Origin of the sequence: Comamonas brasiliensis, assembly GCF_018292285.1 — a bacterium.
GTDB lineage: Bacteria > Pseudomonadota > Gammaproteobacteria > Burkholderiales > Burkholderiaceae_C > Comamonas > Comamonas brasiliensis.
Genome location: NZ_JAANES010000002.1, coordinates 63,294 through 87,984, shown reverse-complemented (window position 1 = coordinate 87,984; position 24,691 = coordinate 63,294). Strand labels below are relative to the sequence as shown.

Below are 24,691 nucleotides of genomic sequence, written 5' to 3'. Positions count from 1 at the left end.
ACGCTGCAAAACCGCGTCAAAGCAGCATGTACAGCAAAGGGGGCATCAGGGCGTGCAGGTACATCGGCGCAGGCTGTCAGCTCATTTGCGCATTGAATGGTGCAATCAGGAATATGAATTTGACGGCTTACCGCTCAGGGCTTGAAATGGGAGGAGAGACAAAGCGCCTGCGGAACATACCGCGCCGCTTCCCCAATGAAAGCCAGTAGGGTCACCCATGCCAGCCATTCAAGGGAAGATCATTCCCATCACCTTCGACGGAGCCGCCAGTGCCGGTTCCGCACTCGGTGGTCATGAACGCCAAGCCCTCGAGCACGCCATTGCCGACCATGCATCGCGCCCGGGCTCTCTGATCGAGTTGCTGCACTCCCTGCAAAATGCGCTGGGCTTTATCCCGCGCGCTGCCGTGCCGGCCATTGCCGAGGCCCTGAATCTTTCGCGTGCCGAGGTCCATGGTGTTGTCAGCTATTACCCGCATTTGCGCGAGCAGCCGCATGGCAGGACGCTGATCCAGATCTGTCGGGCCGAAGCCTGCAAGTCGCGCGGTGCCGATGCACTGTTCGCCCATGCGCAAGCGACACTGGGCTGCCTGGCCCATGGCACGAGCGCCGATGGCAGCGTGACGCTGGAGCCTGTCTACTGCCTGGGGCTGTGCGCCCAGTCGCCGGCTGTGATGGTCGACGAGAGCGAGGTCCATGCACGAATGACCGAGGGCCGGCTCGACGCCTTGCTGGCAGAGATACAGCAGGAACAGCTTGAAACCAAGGCGGATAAAACGCTGACAGCTATCGAAAATGAAGCTATCGCTGCCGCGCGTATCTATGTGCCGCGCGATGCCGCGGCCCTGGCCGTGGGCGCGGATGCGGTGGCCGAGGCGCTGCAGCGCGAGTGCGCGGCGCGAGGCCTGGCGGTGGAGCTGGTACGCAACGGCTCGCGCGGCCTGCTGTGGCTGGAGACCCTGGTCGAGGTCGAGACTGCGCAGGGCCGTGTGGCCTACGGCCCGGTTCAGGCAGCTGACGTGCCGGGTCTGCTGGATGCCGGCATGCTGCAGGGCGGCCCCCATGCGCTATGCCATGGGCTGACCGAGCAGATGCCTTATCTGGCCAGGCAGGAGCGCCTGACTTTTGCGCGCGTGGGCATCGTCGATCCGCTGAGCCTGCGGGACTACGAGGCCCATGGCGGCTGGCAAGGCCTCAGGGCCGCTGCGGCCATGGCGCCCGAAGCCATCGTCCGGCAGGTGCTGGAGTCCGGCCTGCGCGGTCGCGGCGGTGCGGCATTTCCGGCGGGGATCAAATGGAAGACCGTGGTGGCTGCAGCAGGGTCGCAGAAATACATTGCCTGCAATGCCGACGAAGGCGATTCGGGCACGTTCGCCGACCGTCTGCTGATGGAAGGCGACCCGTTCTGCCTGATCGAGGGCATGGCGATCGCTGCGCTGGCCGTCGGTGCGACGCAGGGCTATATCTATGTGCGCAGCGAATATCCGCATGCGATTGCGGTGCTGAACGAGGCGATTGCACGTGCCAGTGCCGCGGGCTGGCTGGGCGGCAATGTGGCCGGCAGCGGCAAGGCGTTCCAGCTGCAGGTGCGCAAGGGTGCGGGCAGCTATGTCTGCGGCGAGGAGACCGCCATGCTGGAGAGCATCGAAGGCAGGCGCGGCATTGTGCGTGCCAAGCCTCCGTTGCCCGCGATCGAAGGCCTGTTCGGCAAGCCCACGGTCATCAACAACGTGATCACGCTGGCGACCGTGCCGATCATCCTGGCCAGAGGCGCGGCCTTCTATCAGGGCTATGGCATGGGTCGCTCGCGCGGCACGCTGCCGTTCCAGCTGGCCGGCAATATTGCGCAAGGCGGCTTGGTGGAAAAAGCCTTCGGCCTGACGTTGCGCGAGCTGGTGCAGGACTTTGGCGGCGGCACGGCCAGCGGCCGGCCCATCAAGGCCATTCAGGTGGGCGGCCCGCTGGGCAGCTATGTGGCGCCCGAGGACTGGGATGATCCGCTGGACTACGAAGCCTATGCCGCCAAGAGCAATGTGGTCGGCCATGGCGGTCTTGTCGTGCATGACGACGGCGCCGATATGGCACAGCTGGCGCGCTATGCCATGGAGTTCTGCGCCATCGAGTCCTGCGGCAAATGCACGCCCTGCCGCATCGGCTCCACGCGAGGGGTGGAGGTGATAGACCGCATCACGCGTCTAGGCGGCGCCGAGCATGCGGCCAATGTGGCGCTGCTCGAGAGCCTGTGCGACACCATGCAGCACGGCAGCCTGTGCGCCATGGGCGGCATGACCCCCTATCCGGTGCGCTCTGCGCTGCAGCACTATCCGCAGGACTTCGGTATCGAGCCCGTGCAGACCGTGAACCCCGCCTGAGGAGAGAGCCATGCTGGAACATCTGAAGAACATCGATTGCGGAACGCCTGCCAGCCTGTCCGAGGAACGGGTCACGCTGCATATCGACGGCCGCGAGGTCACCGTGCCCAAGGGCACATCGCTGATGCGCGCCGCCGTCGATGGCGGCATCAAGGTGCCCAAGCTCTGCGCCACGGATTCGCTGGAGCCCTTTGGTTCCTGTCGGCTGTGTCTGGTGCAGATCGAGGGGCGCAAGGGCTTTCCTGCGTCCTGCACCACGCCTGCCGAAGCTGGCATGAAGGTGCGCACCCAGAGCCCGCAGCTGCAGGAGCTGCGCAAGGGCGTGATGGAGCTCTATATCTCCGACCATCCGCTCGACTGCCTGACCTGCTCGTCCAACGGGGACTGCGAGCTGCAGGACATGGCCGGAGTGGTCGGTCTGCGCGAGGTGCGCTATGGCATGGATGGAGCCAACCACTTCAAGGGCGAAGCCAGGGCCGAGGTCGATACCTCCAATCCCTATTTCAACTACGACCCCAGCAAGTGCATTGTCTGCAATCGCTGCGTGCGCGCCTGCGAGGAAACGCAGGGCACGTTTGCACTGACGATCAGCGGACGCGGTTTCGAGTCTCGCATCACGGCAGGCCAGGGCGACGGCTTCATGGCCAGCGACTGCGTGAGCTGCGGCGCCTGCGTGCAGGCCTGCCCCACGGCCACCTTGCAGGAGAAGACCGTGGTCGAGCTGGGCCAGAGTGAGCACAGCGAAATCACCACCTGCGCCTACTGCGGCGTGGGCTGCGGCTTCAAGGCCGAGATGAAGGGCGAGCAGGTGGTGCGCATGGTGCCCTGGAAGGACGGCAAGGCCAACGAAGGTCATGCCTGCGTCAAGGGGCGTTTTGCCTGGGGCTATGCCACGCACAAGGACCGCATCACCCAACCCATGATCCGCGCGAAGATCACCGACCCCTGGCGCGAAGTGAGCTGGGAGGAGGCGATAGGCCATGCGGCCAGCGAATTCCGCCGCATCCAGGCCACGCATGGCCGGGACTCGATTGGCGGCATCACCTCGTCGCGCTGCACCAACGAGGAAACCTATCTGGTGCAGAAGCTGATCCGCGCCGCCTTCGGCAACAACAATGTCGATACCTGTGCGCGCGTCTGTCACTCGCCCACGGGCTATGGCCTGGGCCAGACCTATGGCACGTCAGCAGGGACGCAGACCTTCAAGTCGGTCGAGCACTCCGATGTGATCATGGTGATCGGCGCCAATCCCACTGCGGCGCATCCGGTGTTCGGCTCGCGCATGAAAAAGCGGCTGCGTGGCGATGCTCGGCGTGCCGGCGCCGGTTTGATCGTGATCGATCCGCGCGAGATCGAACTCGTCAGCTCGCCCCATGTCAAGGCCGACTACCACCTGCAGCTGAGGCCCGGCACCAATGTGGCCATGATTACGGCGCTGGCCCATGTGATCGTCACCGAGGGCTGGCTGGCCGATGCCTATATCGACGAGCGCTGCGACGCCAAGTCCTTTGCGCAATGGAAGGAGTTCGTTGCCAGGCCGGAGAACTCGCCCGAGGCCACGGCCGACATCACCGGCGTGGCTCCCGAGCTGGTGCGCGGTGCGGCGCGGCTGTATGCATTGGGCCGTGCGGATCATCCGCAGGGAAGGCAGGTCAACTCCGCCATCTATTACGGCCTGGGCGTGACCGAGCATGCGCAGGGATCGACCATGGTCATGGGCATTGCCAATCTGGCCATGGCCACGGGCAATGTGGGTCGCGAAGGCGTGGGCGTGAACCCCTTGCGCGGCCAGAACAATGTCCAGGGCTCCTGCGACATGGGCAGCTTTCCGCATGAGCTGCCGGGCTATCGCCATATCTCGGACAGCATTACCAGAGCCGCATTTGAAGGCGCCTGGGGCGTGAGGCTCAGTCCCGAGCCGGGTTTGCGCATTCCCAATATGTTCGAGGCCGCGCTGGAAGGCAGCTTCATGGGTCTGTACTGCGAGGGCGAGGACATCGTGCAGTCCGACCCGAACACCCAGCATGTGACGGCAGCGCTTTCTGCCATGGAATGCGTGGTGGTGCAGGACATCTTCCTCAACGAAACGGCCAAGTACGCTCATGTGTTCCTGCCCGGATCTTCCTTCATGGAGAAAGACGGTACCTTCACCAATGCCGAGCGCCGCATCTCGCGCGTGACCCAGCTCATGCAGCCGCTGGCCGGTTATGCCGACTGGGAGGTGACGCAGCTTTTGTCCAATGCGCTGGGCTATCCCATGAACTACGGTCATCCGCGCGAAATCATGGCCGAGATCGCGGCCCTGACACCCACTTTTGCGGGCGTGAGCTACGAGAGGATCGAGCGTCTGGGCAGCGTGCAGTGGCCCTGCAATGAAGGCACCGAAGAGGCGGGCACGGCCATCATGCACAAGGACAAGTTCGTACGTGGCAAGGGCCGCTTCATCATCACGCAGTATGTGGCCAGCGATGAAAAGGTCACGCAGCGCTTTCCGCTGCTGCTGACCACGGGGCGCATTCTCTCGCAGTACAACGTGGGCGCGCAGACTCGGCGTACGGCCAACAGCCAGTGGCATGGCGAGGACAGGCTGGAGATTCATCCGCATGACGCACAGGACCGTGGCATCCGCGATGGCGACTGGGTGGGCATTGAAAGCCGCTCCGGCCAGACGGTGTTGCGTGCCACGGTGACCGAGCGCATACAGCCCGGTGTGGTCTACACCACCTTCCATTTCCCCGAGTCGGGTGCGAATGTGATCACCACCGACAGCTCGGACTGGGCCACCAACTGCCCCGAGTACAAGGTGACGGCCGTGCAGGTATTGCCTGTGGCTCAGCCCTCAAGCTGGCAGCAAGGCTACAGGCGTTTCAACGACCAGCAGCTCGGTCATCTGGCCGCGGCGCAGTTGGAAATGGGAGGTCAATGATGGACGTGAACAACTTGATCCGCATGGCCAATCGCATAGCCGAGTTCTTCGAGGCCATGCCCGAGCATGACGAGGCGCTGGATGATGTGGCCCAGCATATTCATAAGTTCTGGGAGCCACGCATGCGGCTTCGCATTCTGGCGGCCTTGAACGAGCCTTCCGAGGCCGCTCAGCTGCGGCCTCTGGTGCGCGATGCGTTGCACAAGCACGCCGCGCTGCTGGAGCCTGTGCAGGCATAGCGCAGTGCGCCAGACAGCAGCGCCATGCATCCATCCGGAATGTGTTGCGGGTATATTCTTTAGAGCGTGTTTACGATCTCCTCGCGCCGCGACAGAGGGCTTTGCGGGATGGAATGCAAGGGGGCGGCCCCCCGCGCGCGATACCGCAGCAATAGCCGTGCTATTGCGAGGATTCGCGCGGCCGGTGAGGCAACGCCGCAGATCGCCCCTGACGGGGCGCCCGCAAAGACACTGTCCCGGAGGGTTGGAGCGAAATCGGGCGATTTCTGTGCGCTGTCTCTTGCTTGCACCCCGGTGCAAGCGGCGATCCATCGCTTCGAACTCGCCCCGATTGCGCTCCAACGCGGCTGCGTAGAGATCGTAAACACGCTCTTGGATCCCTGATCTGAGCCGCTGCCCGCGATCGAATGGCCGCGGCTTTTTTTGTTGGCCATCTTCATGACTTCCGAATCCGTCAAAAGCTCTTTGATGAGTGCACATCTGCGTCTTCTGGGCATGGCCCTGATGTGGGGTGCTTCCTGGCCGGCAGGCCGCATTCTGGCGCTCAACATGCCGCCGCTGGCGGCATCGGCGCTGCGCTTTTTACTGGCCGCGACCCTGTTGCTGCCCTGGCTGTATTTCTCCGGCGGGCTGGGTGCTCTCAGGCACTGGTCTGTCAAGACCTGGCTGGGCATGTTTGCAGCAGGCGCGACCGGGGTGTTCGGCTACGCCAGCTTTTTCCTCACCGGTCTGCAGCATCTGCCTGCGGGCAAGGCGGCGTTGCTCATCACGCTCAATCCGGTGGTCACGCTGGCTTTTGCCGTGTGGCTGTTCAAGGAACGCATCAACATCACCATTGCCCTGGGCATGTTGTTGGCGGCCTGCGGCGCCGTGGTGGTTATCTCGCATGGCGACCCCATGCAATTGCTCAACGGAACGGTTGGGGCGGGCGAGATACTGATTCTGGGCTGCGTGGCCTGCTGGGTTTGCTACACGCTGATCGGCCGCGCCATGCTGGCAGGTGTGGATGCACTGGCTGCCACCACCGTGACTTCCATTTTCGGCGCCATGCTGCTTTCGGCCGCCAGCCTGGTTCTGGAAAGCCCGCAGGGGCTGGTTTCGGCATTTCAGGCCAGTGGCACGGCCTGGACCGCCATGGTCTTCATGGCCTATGGCTCCACGGCCCTGGCTTATGCCTGGTACTTCGCGGGCGTCAAATCGCTGGGCGCGGGCGCCGCCTCGGGCTATATCACCCTGGTGCCGGTGATCGGCGTGCTGCTTTCGGCCCTGCTGCTGGGAGAAAGCGTTGACGGCTCCATGCTGTTGGGTGGCGCCATGGCCGTGCTGGGCACGGCAGTGATGAACTGGGGGCGCCGCACGGGTGCCTGAAGCTGCTTGCGACCTGCTCAAAGCGGATCATATCGCGCATATTTTGGGTTGAACCAGCGCAGATCCTGTTTACCCAGGCTGTGCAGATGAGCCTTGGCCTGGAGCAGCAGCGGCCGCTGCAAGTCCTTGAACTGCAAGGCGCGTGATTTATCCGCTGCCTCCAGGCGAAGCACATTGGCCTGCGCGCTGGTGTCGCTGTAGCTGCGCACCACCAGGCTCAGATTGCCCAGCGTGAAGCGGTAGATGTCGTATTCGTAGTAGTACTCGTAAAAGCCCTCGGCATCGGGCTCACTGGCGTCGATATGGTGGCTGCACTCCACCTGCAGGCCATCTGTGTTCATGCTTTAGCTGCAATCGGTGTGCAGCCGGTGCGTGCCGCACTTCACGCAGCGAAACAGGTAACCGCCCACCGGATCACCGGTCTTGCTGATGGCCTGCAGATAGCGCTCTGGCATGTTGGCAATATCGGCTTGCAACTCCTGCTCCAGCTGCTTGATTTCGGTATGGTCGGTGTAACCCACAAAGGCGCAGGGCTGATCGCAATGCACCAGCCATTGCACCTGCTGCCAGCTGTGATAGCTGGGCGTGCGTTCGCAGACTTCCAGCAGTTGCACGCGATCCATGACGATGCTGTCAGGTTCGTCGGGATCGGCGCTCACGCCTTCAATGCCCAGGTAGTCGTTGAATTCACCCTCGTAGCGCTGGGCTGCGCTGCCGTCGGCAATGCACCAGGGGCAGAGATAGTCCGGCTCTTCGCGGCTGTAAAACGAGCTGTTGTACTTGAGCTCACGCGCTTGGCCGCAGCAGGAGCAGATACCGCTTTCGGCCACAAACAGATCCAGCGCATAGGCATTGGGGCTGAGACGAAATTCTGGCAAATCCATGGAGATCTCCATTCAGGTCTGGCGATTCAGGGCGATGGTTTGCAGCAGATTCTGGCAAGCATCCTCGATCAGATCGAGCACATGCTCGAAGCCGCGCTCGCCACCGTAATAGGGGTCGGGCACTTCCTGGTCGCCGAAGCGCTGGCAGTAATCGGTCAGTCGATGCAGGCGCTCTTGCTGTGCAGGACTGGCAAGGTGGCGGGCGGCGGTTTCATTGGCGCTGTCCATCACCAGTACCAGATCGAAAGCGTCGAAATCCTGCGTCGTCAGCTGCCGCGCACGCTGCCCGCTGAGGTCATAGCCCCGGCGGCGAGCATGCTGCTGGCTGCGGGCATCGGGAGCTTCGCCCACGTGATAGCCATGCGTGCCGGCGGAGTCCACTTGCACCAGATGCTGCAGACCTGCATCCGCGACCATTTTTTCCAGCACGCCGTGGGCAGTGGGGCTGCGGCAGATGTTTCCGGTGCAGACCATCAGAACGCGAACGGGTTGGGCAGCAGTCATGGCTGATCTTTCGCTGTGGCTTGTACCTCGGCCATTTTGGTTTCCAGTGTGCGGATCTGGGTTTTGAGCTGGCGCATGCTGCTTTGCATGGTTACTCCCAGCAGGCGGCGCATGCCTTCGAAGAACAGCACCATGAAGAGGACCACGGGCAGCACGCCCCAGCGCAGCCAGGGCGAGGCCTGGTTGATCCAGGCCACGGCGCAGACCACCACAGCCATGGCCACGGCAAGATAGTTCCATTTCCTCGAGCTTTGCATCTTGCTCTCGTACTTCTGCGCGGTGGCTTCGAGCTGCTGTTCGGTGACTCTGAGCTTGGCAATGGACGCCTGAATCTCTTCAAGGCTGGCGGGCTTGTCTGACGGCATAGGGCAGATGATCGTTAAGAGAGGAGGCAGGTGCTATACCGGCCTGAAACGATTTTGATAGCTGAAAGCGCTTGAAGGGCAAGCGCTTTGGCAATATTTGTTTAGAAGTGGTGTGTGCGGCTCAATGCATCGAACTCGGCGCCCCACTGCTGTCGCAGGCTGCGCTTTTCGCTCTCGTCTATCCAGGCCGCATCGATGCCGTTGAGCATGAAGTCCCTGAGGTCGGCCACTGAAAAGCCGAAGTCGCTGACCATCTTGGTCCAGGCTCCCGTGGGGTTCACATGGTGCAGCGTGGGGTCGTCGGTGTTGGGGTGTACGCGAAGGCCCAGGCCGGGCATCTGGCGTATCGGGTGATCCAGCGCCCAGCGTTCGGGAGCCAGTGTGCGCAGATAGTAGGAGTTGGTCGGCACCACGGTGAACACAATGCCCAGATCGGCGCAGCGCCGGGCCAGTTCCGGGTTGTCGATGACGGTGTAGCCATGATCGACGCGATCCACCTTGAGAGTCTCGATGGCGGTCTGCAGATTGTTCCAGGGCAGGCCGAACTCGCTGGCATGGGCCGTGGTCTTGAGGCCGTTGCGACGCGCCAGCGCATAGGCTTCGACAAACAGCTCGGGCGGGCGCTCGTTTTCGCGGTAGTCGATGCCGATGCCGGGCACATCGTCATGGCGGTTGTCCAGCATCCATTGCACCATCTGCACGGCGGCCTCGGCCGGGGCTTCGCGGTCGATGGACGGCACCAGGCGGCCACGTATGCCGCAATCCTTTTGTGCGGCTGCGGCGCCGGACAGAATGGCTTGCTGGGCAACGGCATAGCTCATGCCCGAGCATTGCACCGTGCCCGTGGGGTTCCAGAAGAATTCGGCATAGCGCACATGGTGGGCGGCAGCATCCTGCAGGTATTCATAGGTAATACGCTCCAGATCGGCCGGCGTCTGCAGCAGCCACTCGTCGAGTGCGCGCAGCACGCGCAGCACGCCTACGGGCTTTTCGCCGCGCGTGTAGAAGGCCTCGATCTCTTCGGGAGTCAGCGGCGCCTTGGCGCGCTGCACCAGCTCGATGAAGGTGTTTTTTCTGACCGTGCCCAGCAGGTGGCAGTGCAACTCCATCTTGGGGATGGCATGGGCAAAGGCGGTCAGTTCAGGTGTGGGGGCAGTAGGCGCGGCATTCATGCCGCAGATGGTAGTGGCTTGCGATCAGCCTTGCCGTAGGCAGTTTTACATTAGGGCGCCAGGAACAGCCGCGGCACGGAGGCCGCCAGCATGGCGATGCCCGAGCAGGTCAGCAGGCTCAGCACGATCTGGCGAAAGCGCGCATCGCTCACGCCCTTGTAGACGCGGGTGCCGAAGATCACGGGCACCAGCACGGCCGGCAGCACGATGGCGAACGAGGGCCACATGGCGGGCTTGACCAGGCCGGTGGCCAGATAGCTGGCCATGGTCACGGCCAGCACCGAGAGGTTGAAGTTCTGGATCACCGTGCGCTGCACATGGCGCTCAAAGCCGCGCAGCGTGCACCACAGCGTGGGCACGGTGCCGCTGAAGCCGCCCAGTCCGCCCATGGCGCCACCGATCAGGCCCGCAACCGCATCGCTCAGGCGGGCCAGCAGGCCGCCGCCCAGCGTCAGCCGGGGCAGGTGGGCGCTCAGCAGCATGGTGGGGCACCACAGCACCAGCAGGCAGCCCAGGCCAAGCTTGAACCAGTCCATATTGAGATGCGGCATCACGGCCACGCCCATGGGAATGCCGACCAGGCCGCCCGCGATGAACGGCAGCAGCGACTTCCAGTGGAAATCGCGCCGCACGGTGAACGCCGCGATGATCTGGCCCGTGAGGGAGCCGAACACCGAAAGCACGGCCGCCAGTTGCGGCTCCAGCACCCAGGCCCAGAAGGACATGGCCACCATGCCGAAGGCAAAGCCCGAAAGCCCCTGCACAAACCCCGCCACAGCGGCCCCCAGGGCCACGATCAACATTGCTTCCACGTTCTGGTCTCCGTCCGATGGCATCGATTATCGTCTTCGGTCGGCAGGGAATTGCCATGCAGTTTTGGCATGGCTGCAGGCCGCTGCGCTATCGTGCAGACCATGCAAGCATCATCTGTCTGGATTCTGGGACTGCGCAATCTCTGGCGCGATCTGCGCGCTGGCGAGCTGCGCCTGATCATCGTGGCCGTGCTGCTGGCAGTGGCGGCACTGAGCTCCGTGGGCTTTTTTGCCGACCGCCTGCAGGCCGGCCTGCAGCGCGACGCCCGTCAGCTGCTGGGCGGAGATGTGGTAGTGGTCAGCGACAACCCCGCCCCCGCGGTTTTCGTGCAGCAGGCACAGCAGCAGGGACTGCAGACCGTGGCCACGGCCAGCTTTCCGACCATGGCGCGGGCCGCCCAGGAGCAGGGCGGAGCCAGCCGCCTGGTGGCGCTCAAAAGCGTGGACCCCGGCTACCCATTGCGCGGCGTGCTGCACCTGAATCAGGGACCCGGTCAGCCAGACCTGGAAGTCAGGGCGATTCCTGAACGCGACCATGCCTGGGTGGATGCACCGCTGCTGGAGGCGCTGGGCCTGAAGCTCGGCGACCAACTGCTGCTGGGCGATGCGAGCTTTCGTATCTCGCACATCATTGCCATCGAGCCCGATCGTGGCGCGGGCTTCATGAGCTTTGCCCCGCGCGTGATGATCAACAGCGCCGACCTGCCCGCAACGCGCCTGGTGCAGCCCGCCAGCCGCATCACCTATCGGCTGGCCGTGGCGGCGCAGGCAGATGCCGGGCGCGGCGCGCAGCGGGCTGCACAGGACTATCTGGGCTGGGCGCAGGAGTTGGCCAAGAGCCTGCATGGCGTGCGTGTGGAGTCGCTGGAAAGCGGCCGCCCCGAAATGCGCCAGACCCTGGACAGGGCCGAGAAATTCCTGAGTCTGGTGGCGCTGCTCTCGGCGCTGCTGTCGGCCGTGGCCGTGGCACTGGCCGCGCGCGCCTTTGCCAACAGCCATCTCGATGCGTCGGCCATGCTGCGCGTGCTCGGCCAGAGCCAGCGCCGCATTGCCCTGGCCTATGTGGTGGAGTTCGTGAGCATTGCCCTGGCTGCCAGCGCGGCCGGCGTGCTGCTGGGCTGGGCCGTTCACCATGTGTTTGTCTGGCTGCTGGCCGGACTGGTCGAGTCTGCCCTGCCTGCGGCGAGCCTGTGGCCCGCATTGTTCGGCATGGGCATGGGGCTGACCCTGTTGCTGGCCTTTGGCTTGCCGCCCGTGCTGCAGCTGGCGCAGGTGCCGCCGCTGCGCGTGATGCGGCGCGACCTGGGGGCGCTCAAGCCCGCATCGTGGCTGGTGCTGGGTGTGGGCGTTACGGGTTTTGCGGCCTTGCTGATGGTGGCCAGCCGCGACATCAAGCTGGGCCTGATTGCCGTAGGCGGCTTTGCCGTCGCCGTGCTGCTGTTTGCGGGCCTGGCCTGGCTGGCCGTCAAGCTGCTGCGCCAGGTGGTCAACGAGAGCACGGCGCCGCGCTGGCTGGTCATGGCCACGCGCCAGGTCTCGGCCAAGCCCGTGTATGCCGTGGTACAGGTCAGCTCGCTGGCGGTAGGGCTGCTGGCCCTGGTGCTGCTGGTGCTGCTGCGCACCGATCTGATAGCCAGCTGGCGCAAGGCCACGCCGGCCAATGCGCCCGATCGCTTTGTCATCAATGTCCAGCCCGATCAGGCGCAGGACTTTCAGGCCGCGCTGAAGAAGGCCGGCGTGCACAGCTATGACTGGTATCCCATGATTCGCGGCCGGCTGATTGCCGTCAATGGCAAGGCCGTCAGCCCCGAAGACTATGAGGAGGATCGTGCCAAGCGTCTGGTGGACCGGGAGTTCAATATCTCCACCGCCGAAGCCATGCCCGATCACAACCAGATCGTGGGCGGCCGCTGGCAGGCCGGCGAGCAGGGCGCGATCAGCATGGAGGAAGGCATCGCCAAGACCCTGGGTCTGAAGCTGGGCGATACGCTGCGCTTCGATATCGGCGGTGAGGAGAGCGAGGCCCGCATCACCAGCCTGCGCAAGGTGGACTGGAGTTCCATGCGCGCCAACTTCTTTGTGATCTACCCCGTGCAGCATCTGGAGAACGTGGCCGTGACCTATCTGGCGGCCTATCGTGCGCCCGACATCAAGGGCTTTGACAATGCACTGGTCAATGAATTTCCGAACATCACCAATGTCGATCTGAGCAGCACGCTGGCCCAGGTGCAGCAGGTGATGGACCAGGTCATACGCGCCGTGGAGTTCCTGTTCGGCTTCACGCTGGTGGCGGGTTTGGTCGTGCTGTTTGCCTCCGTCACCGGCACGCGTGAGGAAAGAGCGCGCGAATACGCCATCATGCGCGCCGTGGGAGCACGGTCGGGCCTGCTGCAGCAGGTGCAGAGTGCCGAGCTGGCCGGAGTGGGCCTGATGGCCGGCTTTCTGGCCAGCTGCGTTGCTTTGGCCGTGGGCTGGGCGCTGGCGCGCTGGGTGTTTGATTTCGAGTGGAATGTGCTCTGGTGGGTGCCGCTGGTGGGCGCGCTGGCGGGCGCATTGCTGGCCTGGCTGGCCGGCTGGTGGGCATTGCGCGAGGTGGTCAGCCGTCCCGTGATGATCACGCTGCGCCAGGCGGCGGAATAAGAACGTTCTAAGGCTAGCCCTTGAACAGCCGCTCGCTCGCAAAGTCCACAAAAGCCCGGACTTTTGGCGAGAGCTGACGGCTGGAGGGCCAGAGTGCCGAGAACTGCCCGCTATGCGTGAGCTGCTGCGCCAGGACCTGCTGGAGCTCGCCACGCGCCAGTGCGTCGCGGGCCAGGAAGTCGGGCATATAGGCCAGACCCAGGCCTGAGACGGCTGCGCCCAGCATGGCTTCCATGTTGTTGCAGACCAGGTAGATGGGCATGGCCGGCAGCCCGGGCAGCGTCCACTCCTCAAGCTTGCCGCTGTTCAGAAAGCGATAGCGCAGGCTGCTGTGTCCGGCAAGGTCGGCCGGCGTCAGCGGCAGGCCGCGCTCGGCCAGATAGGCCGGCGAGGCCGCGAGAATGAAGCGAAACGGCCCGAGTCGGCGCGCCACCAGCCGCGAATCGGCCAGCTCGCCGCTACGGATGACCACATCGAGCCCGGCTTCGACGACATCGACCAGATGGTCATTGAAGTCCAGATCCAGCTCCACCTCGGGATAGAGGGCCTGGAATTCGGGCAGCACGGGCAGCAGAAAACGGTAGCCGATGGTGGGCAGGCTCACGCGCAGCCGTCCGCGCGGCGCTTCGGCGGCGGCCTGCATGGCCGCGCGTGCATCGTGCAGCTCGTCGAGGATGCGCCGGCAGCGTTCGTGAAACAGAGTGCCTTCCTGCGTCAGACGTACCTGGCGTGTGGTGCGATGGAACAGGCGCAGGCCCAGTTGCTGCTCCAGCCGCGCCACGTTCTTGCCCACGGCCGAGGCCGAGATGCCAAGCGCGCGGCCGGCCTCGGCAAAGCTCAGAAGATCGGCGGCACGTACAAAGGACTCAAGTCCGCTGAAGCTGTCCATGGTGATTGGCAACCTTAGGTTGGGATTGTTGGGAGTTTTACCGCTATTTTCGTTTGATTGGAGCGCTTTTATCGTTCATGCCTGATTGATTCACGAAGCCACTCCTCCATGTCCTGCTCCACTTCTCCATCCTGCCCACAGGCGGATCTTCCGGTTTGCGCCCGCCGCGCATCGCCTGCCTGGGTGCTGCTATCAGTCTGCCTGGCTGCTCTGGCCATGCCGCTGAGCTTTACCGGGCCGGCCGTGGCACTGCCGGCGCTGCGCGAGGCACTGGGCGGCGGCCCTCTGGCACTGAACTGGGTCACCAATGCCTTCATGCTGAGCTTCGGCGCCACGCTGATGGCGGCAGGAGCACTGGCCGATGTCTACGGGCGGCGGCGCGTGTTTCTTGCGGGGCTGGCCGTCGTGGTGGGCAGCGTTCTGCTGCAGGTCTGCCTGCAAGGCAAGGGGGCCATCATCGGCTTCGATCTGTTGCGGGCGCTGCAGGGACTGGGCGCGGCCGCTGCACTGGCGGCAGGCACGGCCGGCCTGGCCCAGGCTTACGATGGTGTCCGGCGTACCCGTGCCTTCAGTGTCGTGGGCACCTCCTTTGGTGTGGGACTGGCCTTCGGGCCCTTGCTGTCGGGTTGGTTGCTGCAGAGCTGGGGCTGGCGCAGCGTGATGCTCAGCGCCGCCGCAGCAGCATTCGCGGCGCTGCTGCTGGGCCTGCGCCATATGCCGGAAACGCGCAATCCGCAGGCGCAGCGGCTGGACCTGCCGGGCGCGCTGTCGTTCACGCTGGCGCTGGCTCTGTTGACCTGGGGCATGCTGCAAGTCCCGGAAACGGGCTGGTCGCATGGCCGCACATGGCTGCCACTGGCGGCTGCCCTGCTGGCGGCAGCGGCCTTTGTACAGATCGAGCGCCGCAGCGCCCACCCCATGCTGGACCTGTCGCTGTTCCGCTATCCGCGCTTTGTCGGTGTGCAGTTGCTGGCCGCAGCACCGGCCTATGCCTTTGTGGTGCTGCTGGTGCTGTTGCCGCTGCGCTTCATCGGCGTGGAAGGCCTGGCGCCGCTCGCGGCCGGGGAGCGCATGTTCGTGCTGTCGCTGCCCATGCTGTGCGTGCCGCTGCTGGCGGGCTGGCTTGCGCGCTGGCTGTCGGCCGCCCTGCTGTGCGGGGCGGGACTGCTGGTCTGTGCCGTGGGCTTGCTGTGGCTGGGCCGCTGCATCCCCGGCTCGGACCTGGCGCAGATGGCCGCGCCGCTGCTGCTGATCGGTCTGGGCATAGGCCTGCCCTGGGGGCTGATGGACGGGCTCGCCGTGACCGTGGTGCCGCGCGAGCGTGCCGGCATGGCCACGGGCATCTTCAGCACCGTGCGTGTGGCGGGCGAGGGCATTGCCCTGGCCGTGGTCGGGGCAGCGCTGGCCGCGCTGCTGGCGCGGGAGCTGGCGGCTCTCTCGCCCTCCATGACGCAGGGCCCGGCCGTGGCCCAGATGCTGGTCACCGGCAATATGCAGGGAGCGCAGGCGCTGATGCAGGATGCGTCGGCCGCCGAGCTGCTCAAGGCCTATGGCCTGGCTTTTTCCACCTTGCTCGATGTGCTGGCCGGCGTGACGGTGCTGACGGCCGTTGGGGTTTTCGCATTCCTGCGCTCGGGTACGGACATGCCGCATGTCCGACAATCGGGACTGACTCGCAAAGCCGCTACACATGCAGATTGAAGAAAAGCCCCCGTTTGATACCCCCTACGAATGGATAGGTGGCGAAGACAAAGTCCAGCAACTGGTTGCCCGTTTCTATGACCTCATGGATCTGGAGCCCGGCTACAAGGAGCTGCGCGCCGCCCATGGCAGCACGCTCGACGACGCGCGCCAGAAGCTGTTCTGGTTTCTCTGCGGCTGGCTGGGCGGCCCCGACTATTACCAGGATCGTTTCGGTCATCCGCGTCTGCGCATGCGCCATATGCCGTTTTCCATCGGCATCCAGGAGCGCGACCAGTGGGTGGCCTGCATGGATCAGGCCATGGGCGAGACCGAGGTGCCCGAGGCCTTGCGCACGCGTCTCAAGGCCAGTTTCATGAACACGGCGGACTGGATGCGCAATCGCGGCGCCTGAGTCCCTGGGCCCGGTGGCAAAGCGTCAAATTTCCTTCATGACGCTGTAAAAACCCCTGCCGACACTGCCTGTTTTTCAACAAGCAGGGTCAACCATGCAGGATTTCGATTTGCCTGGCGCAAAGCTGCGCTCGGGCGGTTTCTTCTCGGCATTGCAGCAACGCCGCCATGTGCTGACGGCCGTGGGCTGTGCCGCCTTGCTGGCCGCATGCGGCGGCAGCGACGACAGCAGCACAACGCCTGTCACTGCACAGCCTGCCACGGCGACGCTGGCCGTTCTGGAGACCACGGACCTGCACTTCAATGTGCGCAGCTATGACTATTTCAAGCTGGCCGAAGACAAGACCTATGGCTTCGAGCGCACGGCCACGCTGATCCGTGCGGCCCGCAAGGAATTTGCCAACACGCTGCTGGTGGACAACGGCGACACCATCCAGGGTACGGCTCTGGCCGATTACGAGGCCGAGATCAAGCCCATCGCCTGCACGCAGCAGCTGTCCATGTACAAGGCCATGGGCGCGCTGAGCTTTGACGCCGGCACGCTGGGCAATCACGAATTCAATTACGGTCTGCCCTTTCTCAACCAGGTGCTGGGTGGCGGTCTGGATGTGGACGGCGTGGACGCCAGCCAGAAATGCGCGGGCAACGGCTATCCGGCCGTACTGGCCAATGTCTACAGTAGCAAGACCAGGAAGCCTCTGGTCCAGCCCTATGCCGTGCTGGAGCGCACCATGGTGGCCAAGGGCAGCGACGGCAAGGAAGTCAAGCTGCCCATCAAGATCGGCGTGATCGGCTTCACCACGCCGGGCATCATGAACTGGGACAAGCGCTATCTCGAAGGCAAGGTCTACACCGAGGGCGCGGTCGAGGCGGCGAGCAAGTACGTGCCGGAGTTGCGTGCCAAGGGCGCCGATGTGGTGGTGGCGCTGCTGCATGGCGGTCTGGACGGCTCGGCCTACTCGGCCACCATGGAGAACCCCGGCCTGTATCTGTCCAAGGTGGCGGGCATTGATGCCATGGTCATGGGCCATCAGCACAGCGTGTTCCCCGATCTGTCGGCCAAGCCCGCCTACAGCCAGAGCGGCGTGGACAACCAGGCCGGCACCATCAACGGCGTGCCTGCGGTCATGGCCAGCTCCTGGGGCAAGGCGCTGGGCGTGATCCAGCTGCCGCTGCAATGGGACGGCAAGAAGTGGAGCGTGGCCAAGACCGGCAGCAAGAGCGAGCTGCGCAACATCCAGAACAAGGATGCCGCAGGTGCCACGGTGTTTGTGGATGCCGATCCGGCCGTTGCACCGCTGATCGAGGCACAGCATCAGGCGGCCATCAGCTATGTGAAGACGCCCATCGGCAGCACGGACTTCCGCATGAGCACGCTGTTTGCCGATGTGGGCGATCCCGGTGCGATCCAGATCGTCAACCAGGCCCAGCAGGCCTATGTGGCCGGCTACATCAAGGCCAATCTGCCCCAGTACGCCAGCCTGCCCGTGCTGTCGGTGAGTGCGCCGTTCAAGTCCGGCTTCCAGGGCGGCAAGGACTTCACCGATGTGGCTGCCGGCTCGCTGGCCATCTACAACGCGGCTGACCTGTATCTCTACCCCAACACCGTGTACGCAGTGAAGGTCAACGGCGCCGACATCAAGAGCTGGCTGGAGGCTGCCGCCAAGCGCTTCAACCAGATCGATGTGAACAAGACGACCGAGCAGCCCTTGATCAGCAGCTTCCCGGGCTACAACTTCGACATGTTCACCACGGCCGATGTGCAGTACGAGATCGATGTCACCCAGCCTTTGGGCAGCCGCATCAAGAACCTGAGCTATCTGGGCAAGCCCATGGATACGGCGCAGGAGTTCGTGATCGCCACCAACAACTACCGTGCCACCAGCGGTGCCAGCTTCATCCCCAAGCTCGACGGCTCGTCGGCCATCTGGGCATCGCCCGACGCGAACCGCGATGTGGTGATTGGGTATGTGCGCCAGAATCCGCAGATCACCAGAGCCGCCAATGGCGCTGCCAAGAGCTGGCGCTTTACCAAGGTGACGACGGCCGGCCCGGTGGTGTTCAGCTCCGGCAGCAATGCCTTGAGCGTGGCCCAGGCTGCGGGCCTGACGGGAGTGTCCGTACTGGCCGCGGATGACGGCCTGGGCAAGGGCATGAGCAAATATCAGCTCGATCTGTCCAAGTAGGCTGCGATACCGCAACAACTGCCGCCGTGGCTGCAAAAGCCACGGCGGCTTTTTTCTGGGACTGGCTATGATGCGAGAAATTTTTCAGGGATAGGGGAGAGGGTATGACGGCATATATCGCGCTGGCAGTGGTGGTGGTGATCGTGATCTGGGCAATTGCCCTCTACAACCGCTTGCGCACGCACAAAAACCAGGTGGAGAACGCGTTTGCGCAGATCGATGTGCAGCTCAAGCGCCGCCATGACCTGATTCCGAACTTGGTGGAAGTTGCCCGCGGCTATATGCAGCACGAGGCCCAGACGCTGGAGGCAGTGATCCGCGCGCGCGGCGAGGCCGTCAGCGCTGCCGACAAGGCGCGCCAGTCGCCGGGCAAAGCGCAAGTCATGGGGGCGCTCATGGCGGCGGAGCAGGTGCTGGGCGGCCAGATGGGCCGTCTGATGGCGCTGGCCGAGGCCTATCCCACGCTCAAGGCCGATGCCCGCATGCAGCAGCTCAGCGAAGAGATCACCAGCACCGAGAACCGCATCGGCTTTGCACGTCAGTCCTACAACGACGAGGTGCTGGACTTCAACAACCAGGCTGGGCAGTTCCCGGACCTGATCGTGGCGCGGCTGGTGGGTTTTGTGCATCTGGACATGCTGGCTTCGACCCAGAGCGAGCAGGAGCGCGCCGTCCCTCAGGTCAGGTTCTGAGCGCATGCGTTTCTGGGAGCGACAGCGCGAAGCCAGGCGCAGCACGCGCTGGTTGCTGCTGATATTCGGCCTGTGCGTGCTGGCCGTGGTGGCATCGGTGCATCTGGGCCTGATGCTGGCCTGGTGGCTGGGCACTCTGGCATTCGGCGGTTGGGACTATCCCACGGGTTTTGCGACGGTGAATATCGGCGTGACCTTGCTGCTGGTGTTGGGCGGCTGCTGGATAGAGCTGGACCAGCTGCGCCACGGCGGGCGCAAGCTGGCCCAGCGCGTTGGAGCGCGCGAGGCCAGACCCGGCAGCTCGCTGGCCGAGCAGCAGTTGTGCAATATCGTCCATGAAATGTGCATCGCGGCGCACTGGCCTGCGCCCCAGGTCGCGGTGCTGGCGCGGACCGAGGCCATCAATGCCTTTGCGGCGGGCTGGGATGCGCAGGACGCCGTCATTGCCGTGACCCAGGGGGCGCTGGACCAGCTCAGCCGTGAGGAAATGCAGGGTCTGGTGGCGCATGAGCTGTCCCATCTGCGCGAGGGCGATACGCGACTGAACATGCAGCTGGCCGGCATGGTCTACGGGCTGGAGCTGATTCACAACTTCGGCCAGAGTCTGCGCGAGCGCGACAGCATTCTTACGCAATGGTTCGGCCTCTTCATCCAGGCCGCGGGCTTTGTCGGCTGGCTCGGCGGCCAGTTGCTCAAGGCCGCCGTATCGCGCCAGCGCGAGTATCTGGCCGATGCGCGCGCCGTGCAGTGGACGCGCAGCAAGGACGGCCTGGGCGGCGTGCTGCGCAAGGTGCTCACGCAGCGTGAGCTGGCCGAGGAGCAGTATGGCAGCTGGCAGCAGGACACGCGCAGCCACCAGGGGCTGGACAAGCGCATCGTGCAGCACATGCTGCTGGCCGAGACACCCCATGCCAGCCGCCTCGAAGACTGGCTGGAATCCCACCCCACGGTGCCCGAGCGCATACGCCGCATTTACGGCCGCGATATGCGGCCGCTGCCCTTGCCGCTCAACACCGTGCCGCAGGCAAGATAAGCCTTTTGGGCTCAGTCCCGATGTAAATAAGCGCGAGTAGCTATCAAATTGGAGGCAAATGGGCTCAGAACAGCTTGCGCTTGCCCGGCTGCAACAGCACCACCAGCGCGCCTGCGCCTCCTTCGGCCGGGCGGGCCTGGACAAAGGCCAGAACCTCTTTCTTCTGGACCAGCCAGCGCTGCACCTTGCCCTTGAGCACGGGGGTGCGGCCCGGCGAGCCCAGGCCCTTGCCGTGCACGATGCGCACGCAGCGCACGCCCGTGCGGTGTGAGAGGCGGATGAACTGGCCCAGCGCTTCGCGGGCTTCGTCGGAGCGCAGGCCGTGCAGGTCCAGCTGGCGCTGAATGCTCCAGTGGCCGCCACGCAGCTTGCGCGTCACGTCGAGACCGATACCGGGGCGGCGAAAGCTCAGCTGATCGTCCACGTCCAGCAGGGTGCTGACATCGAACTCATCGCTCATGGCTTCGCGCAGCACATTCTGTTCGTCCAGCACCATCTGCAGCGGCAGCGGCGAGGGGGCCGGCTCCAGAAAGCTGACTTCGTTGCGCGAGCGCAGCGGCGTGACCTTGCCGACGCTGAGCGCAAACAGATTGCGTTCGCGTTCGCGCGCTGCACGCGCTTCGGCCTGGGCGAGGGCCAGGGCCTCGGCCTGTTCGCGCAGCTGCTTGAGATGGCGGGAGATGCCGGCCAGATCCTGCAGCGAGCGGTGTCCATGGCTCATAGCAGACCCTCCTCGGCCATGGAACAGGCAGCGCCCGGTCCGACGATGATGTGGTCGAGCACGCGCACATCGATCAAGGCCAGGGCGGCCTTGAGCGTGGCGGTCAGCGCGCAGTCGGCACTGCTGGGCTGCACGCTGCCGCTGGGGTGGTTGTGCGCGAGGATCACCGCGCCGGCCTGATGGTGCAGGGCGCGCAGCACGACTTCACGAGGGTAGACGGAGGTTTGCGTCAAGGTACCGCGAAACATTTCTTCAAGAGCCAGCAAGCGGTTCTGACTGTCCAGAAACAGCACGGCAAACACCTCGTGCGGCCTGGCTGCCAGATGCAGCTGCAGATAGTGCTTGACGGCTTCGGGGGAGGAAAAGACTTCCCGCTCGCGCAGCTGCTGCGCCGTGGCACGGCGGGCCAGCTCCAGCACGGCCATCAGCTCGGCGCGCTTGGCCGGGCCCAGGCCCTTGACGGTTGCCAAAGCCTTGTAGTCGGCGGCCAGCAGTCCGGCCAGACCGCCTGTTCCCTGGCGATCACCGGGCAGCTCCAGCAGCTCCTGTGCCATCTGCAGCACCGTCTTGCCGGCCATGCCAGTGCGCAGAATGACGGCCAGCAGCTCCGCATCAGAGAGCGCAGCCGCACCCCGCTGCGCGAGCTTTTCGCGCGGCTGGGCATTGAGGGGCAGGTCTTTGATGGGCATGGGTGTCAGTGCTTGCTCACGCAAGGCGGGAAAGTCCAGGGCGGGCCGGCCATCTCAACGCAGGCTCGGAGAGGTTATAGGCTCGCTCTTACAATGCAGCCCAGTTTATCGGGACTTTCATGACCACAAGCGCAACCCCTTCGGATCTGCCCGTCGTGCAGGCAGGCTCTTTTCTCACGCTGCATTACCGCCTGGCGGGCCCTGCGGGCGATGTGATCAATACCTTCAACGAAAAGCCGGCGACGCTGTCGCTGGGGGCGGGCGAGCTGTCGCCGGCCATGGAAGACAAGCTGATCGGCCTGGCCGAGGGCACACACACGACTTTCGAGCTGCCCGCAGGCGAGGCTTTTGGCGAGCGCAACCCCGACATGATGCAGTGGGTGGCCCGCAAGCTCATGAACGAGCTTGGCGACCCACATGAGCAATACACCGCGGGCGATGTGGTGCAGTTCCCCACACCCGACGGCAGCGGCAGCTACGCCGGCGCCGTGGTGCAGGTGCGCGAGGACGGCGCCGTGCTGTTCGACTTCAACCACCCGCTGGCCGGCCAGCCCGTGACGTTTGAAGTGAAGCTGATCGGGGTGCTTTGAGGTGGTGGGAGCCAAGGAAGTCCTGCTGGCCGAGCCGCGCGGCTTTTGCGCCGGGGTGGATCGCGCCATCGAGATCGTGGAGCGGGCGCTGGCCAAGTTCGGCGCGCCCATCTACGTGCGCCACGAGATCGTGCACAACACCTTTGTGGTCAACGATCTCAAGGCCAAGGGCGCCATCTTCATCGAGGAGCTCGACGAGGTGCCGCCCGGCGCCACGCTGATCTTCTCGGCCCACGGTGTCTCCAAGGCCGTGCAGCAGGAGGCCGAGCGCCGCGGCTTTGCCATCTTCGATGCGACCTGCCCGCTGGTCACCAAGGTGCATGTGGAAGTCGCCAAGCTGGCCAAGGAAGGCTACGAATTCCTCATGATCGGCCACAAGGGCCATCCCGAGGTCGAAGGCACCATGGGCCAGCTCTCCGAAGGCATTCACCTGGTCGAGGACGAGGGCGATGTGGCCAAGGTGGCGCCGCGCCAGACCGAAAAGCTGGCCGTGGTGACACAGACCACACTGTCGGTCGATGACGCCGCAGGCATCAAGGCCGCCATCAAGGCCCGCTTTCCGCAGGTGCGCGAGCCCAAGCAGCAGGACATCTGCTATGCGACGCAGAATCGCCAGGATGCCGTGAAGGTGCTGGCGCCCCAGGTGGATCTGGTCATCGTCGTCGGCAGCCCGACCAGCTCCAACAGCAATCGCCTGCGCGAGCTGGCCGATCGCCTGGGCACGCCTGCCTATATGGTGGACAACGCGCTCGAGCTCAAACAGGAGTGGTTTGCCGATGCGGCCCGCGTGGGGCTGACGGCCGGTGCCTCGGCGCCCGAAGTGCTGGTCGACGAGGTCATCGCACGCATCCGGCAACTGGGCGCAGTCGCCGTGCGCAAGATGGACGGCATCGAGGAAACCATCAAGTTCCCGCTGCCCAAGGGTCTGAAGATCGATGCGGCCACGGGCCTGGAGATCGCAGTGCGCAAGGCGCCCGAGACCGGACATTGAGTTCTGACAAGCTGATTGCTTGAAACTTCATAGCGCCTTGCGTATGTTATTCGGTAATTTCAGATAGTTTTATGCTGAAATTCTATGAATAGCCTGCGCAAGGCGCTTTGCTTTTGATAGCTGACTGCTGCCATCCCCCGTGTATCGGCCGGGTGCGGCCAGTCGCTCTAAAATCCCCCTCTATGCTCGACATTCAACTTCTCCGCAAAGACCTGGATTCAGTCGTCGCCCGACTGCAAACCCGCAAGAACCCCCAAGCCTTCCTGAACGTGGAAGCCTTCAAGGCGCTGGAATCCGAACGCAAGTCCATCCAGACGCGCACGGAGGAGCTGCAGTCCAAGCGCAACCAGCTGTCCAAGCAGATCGGCATGTTGATGGGCAAGGGCGAAAAGGACGCCGCCGAAGCCGCCAAGGCCGAAGTGGCCGCCATGAAGACCGAGCTGGAACAATCGGCCACGCGCCTGGACCAGATCCAGACCGAGCTGCAGGCCATGCTGGTGGCCGTGCCCAATCTGCCTCATGAGTCCGTGCCCGTGGGCGCCGACGAAGAAGGCAATGTGGAAGTGCGCCGCTTCGGCACGCCGAGGAATTTCGACTTCGAGATCAAGGATCACGTCGATCTGGGCGCGCCCATCGGCCTGGACTTCGAAGCCGGCGTCAAGCTCTCCGGTGCACGCTTTACCGTGATGCAGGGCCAGATCGCGCGCCTGCACCGTGCGCTGGCCCAGTTCATGCTGGACCTGCAGACCGAAGAGCATGGCTACACCGAATGCTATGTGCCTTACATCGTCAACAGCGATTCGCTCAAGGGCACGGGCCAGCTGCCCAAGTTCGAAGGCGATCTGTTTGCGGCCCAGAAGGGCGGCCAGGATGCCGAGCCCTTGCCCGACACTGCGGCTCTGTACCTGATTCCCACGGCCGAAGTGCCGCTGACGAATCTGGTGCGCGACGAAGTGCTGGCTGAAGACCGCCTGCCCATCAAGCTGACCGCACACAGCCCCTGCTTCCGTTCCGAAGCCGGCTCCGGCGGCCGCGACACGCGCGGTCTGATCCGCCAGCACCAGTTCGACAAGGTCGAGATGGTGCAGATCGTGCATCCCGAAAAGAGCTATGAAGCGCTGGAAGAGATGACCGGTCACGCCGAAGCCGTGCTGCAGAAGCTGGGCCTGCCGTACCGCGTGATGAGCCTGTGCACGGGCGACATGGGCTTTGGCGCTGCCAAGACCTATGACCTGGAAGTCTGGGTGCCGGCACAGGGCACCTACCGCGAAATCAGCTCGGTCTCCAACTGCGAAGCCTTCCAGGCGCGCCGCATGCAGGCCCGCTTCAAGAATGCCCAGGGCAAGAACGAGCTGGTGCACACGCTCAACGGTTCCGGCCTGGCCGTGGGCCGTACGCTGGTCGCCGTGCTGGAGAACTATCAGAACGCCGACGGCTCGATCACCGTGCCCGAAGCACTGGTTTCGTACATGGGTGGCAAAACTTTGCTGAAGGCCTGATTTTTTAGGCTACAATAGATGCTTCG

Annotated in this window: 22 protein-coding genes; 13 read left to right on the top strand and 9 right to left on the bottom strand. The window is 64.3% G+C overall.

The window, feature by feature from the left end; translation table 11 throughout:
- Nucleotides 1–217 precede the first annotated feature (217 nt).
- The 4 genes from DJFAAGMI_RS08670 (at nucleotide 218) to DJFAAGMI_RS08655 (ending at nucleotide 6,904) form a co-directional block, all read left to right on the top strand.
- Nucleotides 218–2,371: a formate dehydrogenase subunit gamma gene (locus DJFAAGMI_RS08670; RefSeq protein ID WP_211456842.1), complete on the top strand. Its 2,154-nt coding sequence runs from the start codon at nucleotides 218–220 to the stop codon at nucleotides 2,369–2,371.
- A gap of 10 nt (nucleotides 2,372–2,381) precedes the next feature.
- Nucleotides 2,382–5,297 carry a formate dehydrogenase subunit alpha gene (gene fdhF / locus DJFAAGMI_RS08665; protein ID WP_211456841.1) on the top strand — a complete coding sequence of 972 codons (2,916 nt, stop codon included), beginning with the start codon at nucleotides 2,382–2,384 and terminating at the stop codon, nucleotides 5,295–5,297.
- Nucleotides 5,297–5,536, top strand: coding sequence for a formate dehydrogenase subunit delta (locus DJFAAGMI_RS08660; RefSeq protein WP_211456840.1), 240 nt, complete (start codon nucleotides 5,297–5,299; stop codon nucleotides 5,534–5,536). The genes fdhF and DJFAAGMI_RS08660 overlap by 1 nt, the downstream gene beginning before the upstream one ends.
- A 468-nt stretch (nucleotides 5,537–6,004) precedes the next feature.
- Nucleotides 6,005–6,904 carry a DMT family transporter gene (locus tag DJFAAGMI_RS08655; protein WP_249334101.1) on the top strand — a complete coding sequence of 300 codons (900 nt, stop codon included), beginning with the start codon at nucleotides 6,005–6,007 and terminating at the stop codon, nucleotides 6,902–6,904.
- Nucleotides 6,905–6,921: 17 nt separating this feature from the next.
- Here the strand turns inward: DJFAAGMI_RS08655 and DJFAAGMI_RS08650 are convergent, their stop codons facing one another.
- From DJFAAGMI_RS08650 to DJFAAGMI_RS08625, 6 genes are all read right to left on the bottom strand, one after another.
- Nucleotides 6,922–7,245, bottom strand: a complete 324-nt coding sequence (locus DJFAAGMI_RS08650; protein WP_211456838.1) for a hypothetical protein — start codon at nucleotides 7,243–7,245, stop codon at nucleotides 6,922–6,924.
- Nucleotides 7,246–7,248: 3 nt separating this feature from the next.
- Nucleotides 7,249–7,788, bottom strand: a complete 540-nt coding sequence (locus tag DJFAAGMI_RS08645) for a CbrC family protein (RefSeq protein ID WP_211456837.1) — start codon at nucleotides 7,786–7,788, stop codon at nucleotides 7,249–7,251.
- A gap of 12 nt (nucleotides 7,789–7,800) precedes the next feature.
- Nucleotides 7,801–8,292 (bottom strand): low molecular weight protein-tyrosine-phosphatase, encoded by a 492-nt coding sequence (locus DJFAAGMI_RS08640; protein WP_211456836.1) that lies wholly within the window; start codon nucleotides 8,290–8,292, stop codon nucleotides 7,801–7,803.
- Nucleotides 8,289–8,657, bottom strand: a complete 369-nt coding sequence (locus tag DJFAAGMI_RS08635) for a hypothetical protein (RefSeq protein ID WP_211456835.1) — start codon at nucleotides 8,655–8,657, stop codon at nucleotides 8,289–8,291. The genes DJFAAGMI_RS08640 and DJFAAGMI_RS08635 overlap by 4 nt, the downstream gene beginning before the upstream one ends.
- Before the next feature lie 101 nt (nucleotides 8,658–8,758).
- Nucleotides 8,759–9,829, bottom strand: a complete 1,071-nt coding sequence (locus DJFAAGMI_RS08630) for an adenosine deaminase family protein (RefSeq protein WP_211456834.1) — start codon at nucleotides 9,827–9,829, stop codon at nucleotides 8,759–8,761.
- Nucleotides 9,830–9,879: 50 nt separating this feature from the next.
- Nucleotides 9,880–10,665 (bottom strand): sulfite exporter TauE/SafE family protein, encoded by a 786-nt coding sequence (locus tag DJFAAGMI_RS08625; RefSeq protein ID WP_211456833.1) that lies wholly within the window; start codon nucleotides 10,663–10,665, stop codon nucleotides 9,880–9,882.
- 45 nt (nucleotides 10,666–10,710) lie between these two features.
- Between DJFAAGMI_RS08625 and DJFAAGMI_RS08620 the strand changes: the two genes are divergently transcribed.
- Nucleotides 10,711–13,281 (top strand): ABC transporter permease, encoded by a 2,571-nt coding sequence (locus DJFAAGMI_RS08620; protein ID WP_211456832.1) that lies wholly within the window; start codon nucleotides 10,711–10,713, stop codon nucleotides 13,279–13,281.
- Between the two features lie 13 nt (nucleotides 13,282–13,294).
- Here DJFAAGMI_RS08620 and DJFAAGMI_RS08615 read toward each other — a convergent pair whose 3' ends face one another.
- Nucleotides 13,295–14,170, bottom strand: coding sequence for a LysR family transcriptional regulator (locus DJFAAGMI_RS08615; protein ID WP_211456831.1), 876 nt, complete (start codon nucleotides 14,168–14,170; stop codon nucleotides 13,295–13,297).
- Nucleotides 14,171–14,386: 216 nt separating this feature from the next.
- Here DJFAAGMI_RS08615 and DJFAAGMI_RS08610 point away from each other — a divergent pair, with 216 nt between their 5' ends.
- The 5 genes from DJFAAGMI_RS08610 to DJFAAGMI_RS08590 all read left to right on the top strand — a co-directional run bounded on the left by DJFAAGMI_RS08610 (nucleotide 14,387) and on the right by DJFAAGMI_RS08590 (nucleotide 20,175).
- On the top strand, nucleotides 14,387–15,871 hold the full coding sequence (locus DJFAAGMI_RS08610; protein ID WP_249334194.1) for an MFS transporter: 1,485 nt from the start codon (nucleotides 14,387–14,389) through the stop codon (nucleotides 15,869–15,871).
- Nucleotides 15,861–16,265, top strand: coding sequence for a group II truncated hemoglobin (locus tag DJFAAGMI_RS08605; RefSeq protein ID WP_003052030.1), 405 nt, complete (start codon nucleotides 15,861–15,863; stop codon nucleotides 16,263–16,265). Before DJFAAGMI_RS08610 ends, DJFAAGMI_RS08605 begins: the two co-directional genes overlap by 11 nt.
- Before the next feature lie 94 nt (nucleotides 16,266–16,359).
- On the top strand, nucleotides 16,360–18,450 hold the full coding sequence (locus DJFAAGMI_RS08600) for a bifunctional 2',3'-cyclic-nucleotide 2'-phosphodiesterase/3'-nucleotidase (protein ID WP_211456830.1): 2,091 nt from the start codon (nucleotides 16,360–16,362) through the stop codon (nucleotides 18,448–18,450).
- Between the two features lie 104 nt (nucleotides 18,451–18,554).
- Nucleotides 18,555–19,142, top strand: coding sequence for a LemA family protein (locus DJFAAGMI_RS08595; RefSeq protein WP_003052034.1), 588 nt, complete (start codon nucleotides 18,555–18,557; stop codon nucleotides 19,140–19,142).
- Nucleotides 19,143–19,146: 4 nt separating this feature from the next.
- Entirely contained in the window at nucleotides 19,147–20,175 is a 1,029-nt protein-coding gene (locus DJFAAGMI_RS08590) for a M48 family metalloprotease (RefSeq protein ID WP_211456829.1), read from the top strand.
- A gap of 64 nt (nucleotides 20,176–20,239) precedes the next feature.
- Here the strand turns inward: DJFAAGMI_RS08590 and DJFAAGMI_RS08585 are convergent, their stop codons facing one another.
- Together DJFAAGMI_RS08585 and radC are read right to left on the bottom strand one after the other, a co-directional pair.
- Entirely contained in the window at nucleotides 20,240–20,896 is a 657-nt protein-coding gene (locus tag DJFAAGMI_RS08585; RefSeq protein WP_003052037.1) for a Smr/MutS family protein, read from the bottom strand.
- Entirely contained in the window at nucleotides 20,893–21,585 is a 693-nt protein-coding gene (gene radC, locus DJFAAGMI_RS08580; protein WP_211456828.1) for a RadC family protein, read from the bottom strand. Before radC ends, DJFAAGMI_RS08585 begins: the two co-directional genes overlap by 4 nt.
- 119 nt (nucleotides 21,586–21,704) lie before the next feature.
- Here radC and DJFAAGMI_RS08575 point away from each other — a divergent pair, with 119 nt between their 5' ends.
- The 3 genes from DJFAAGMI_RS08575 to serS all read left to right on the top strand — a co-directional run bounded on the left by DJFAAGMI_RS08575 (nucleotide 21,705) and on the right by serS (nucleotide 24,665).
- On the top strand, nucleotides 21,705–22,175 hold the full coding sequence (locus tag DJFAAGMI_RS08575; protein ID WP_003052041.1) for an FKBP-type peptidyl-prolyl cis-trans isomerase: 471 nt from the start codon (nucleotides 21,705–21,707) through the stop codon (nucleotides 22,173–22,175).
- A gap of 1 nt (nucleotide 22,176) precedes the next feature.
- Nucleotides 22,177–23,166, top strand: a complete 990-nt coding sequence (gene ispH, locus DJFAAGMI_RS08570; RefSeq protein ID WP_043006119.1) for a 4-hydroxy-3-methylbut-2-enyl diphosphate reductase — start codon at nucleotides 22,177–22,179, stop codon at nucleotides 23,164–23,166.
- Nucleotides 23,167–23,348: 182 nt separating this feature from the next.
- Complete coding sequence (serS, locus tag DJFAAGMI_RS08565) at nucleotides 23,349–24,665, top strand: serine--tRNA ligase (RefSeq protein WP_211456827.1); 1,317 nt, start codon at nucleotides 23,349–23,351, stop codon at nucleotides 24,663–24,665.
- The last annotated feature ends 26 nt before the right edge of the window (nucleotides 24,666–24,691 follow it).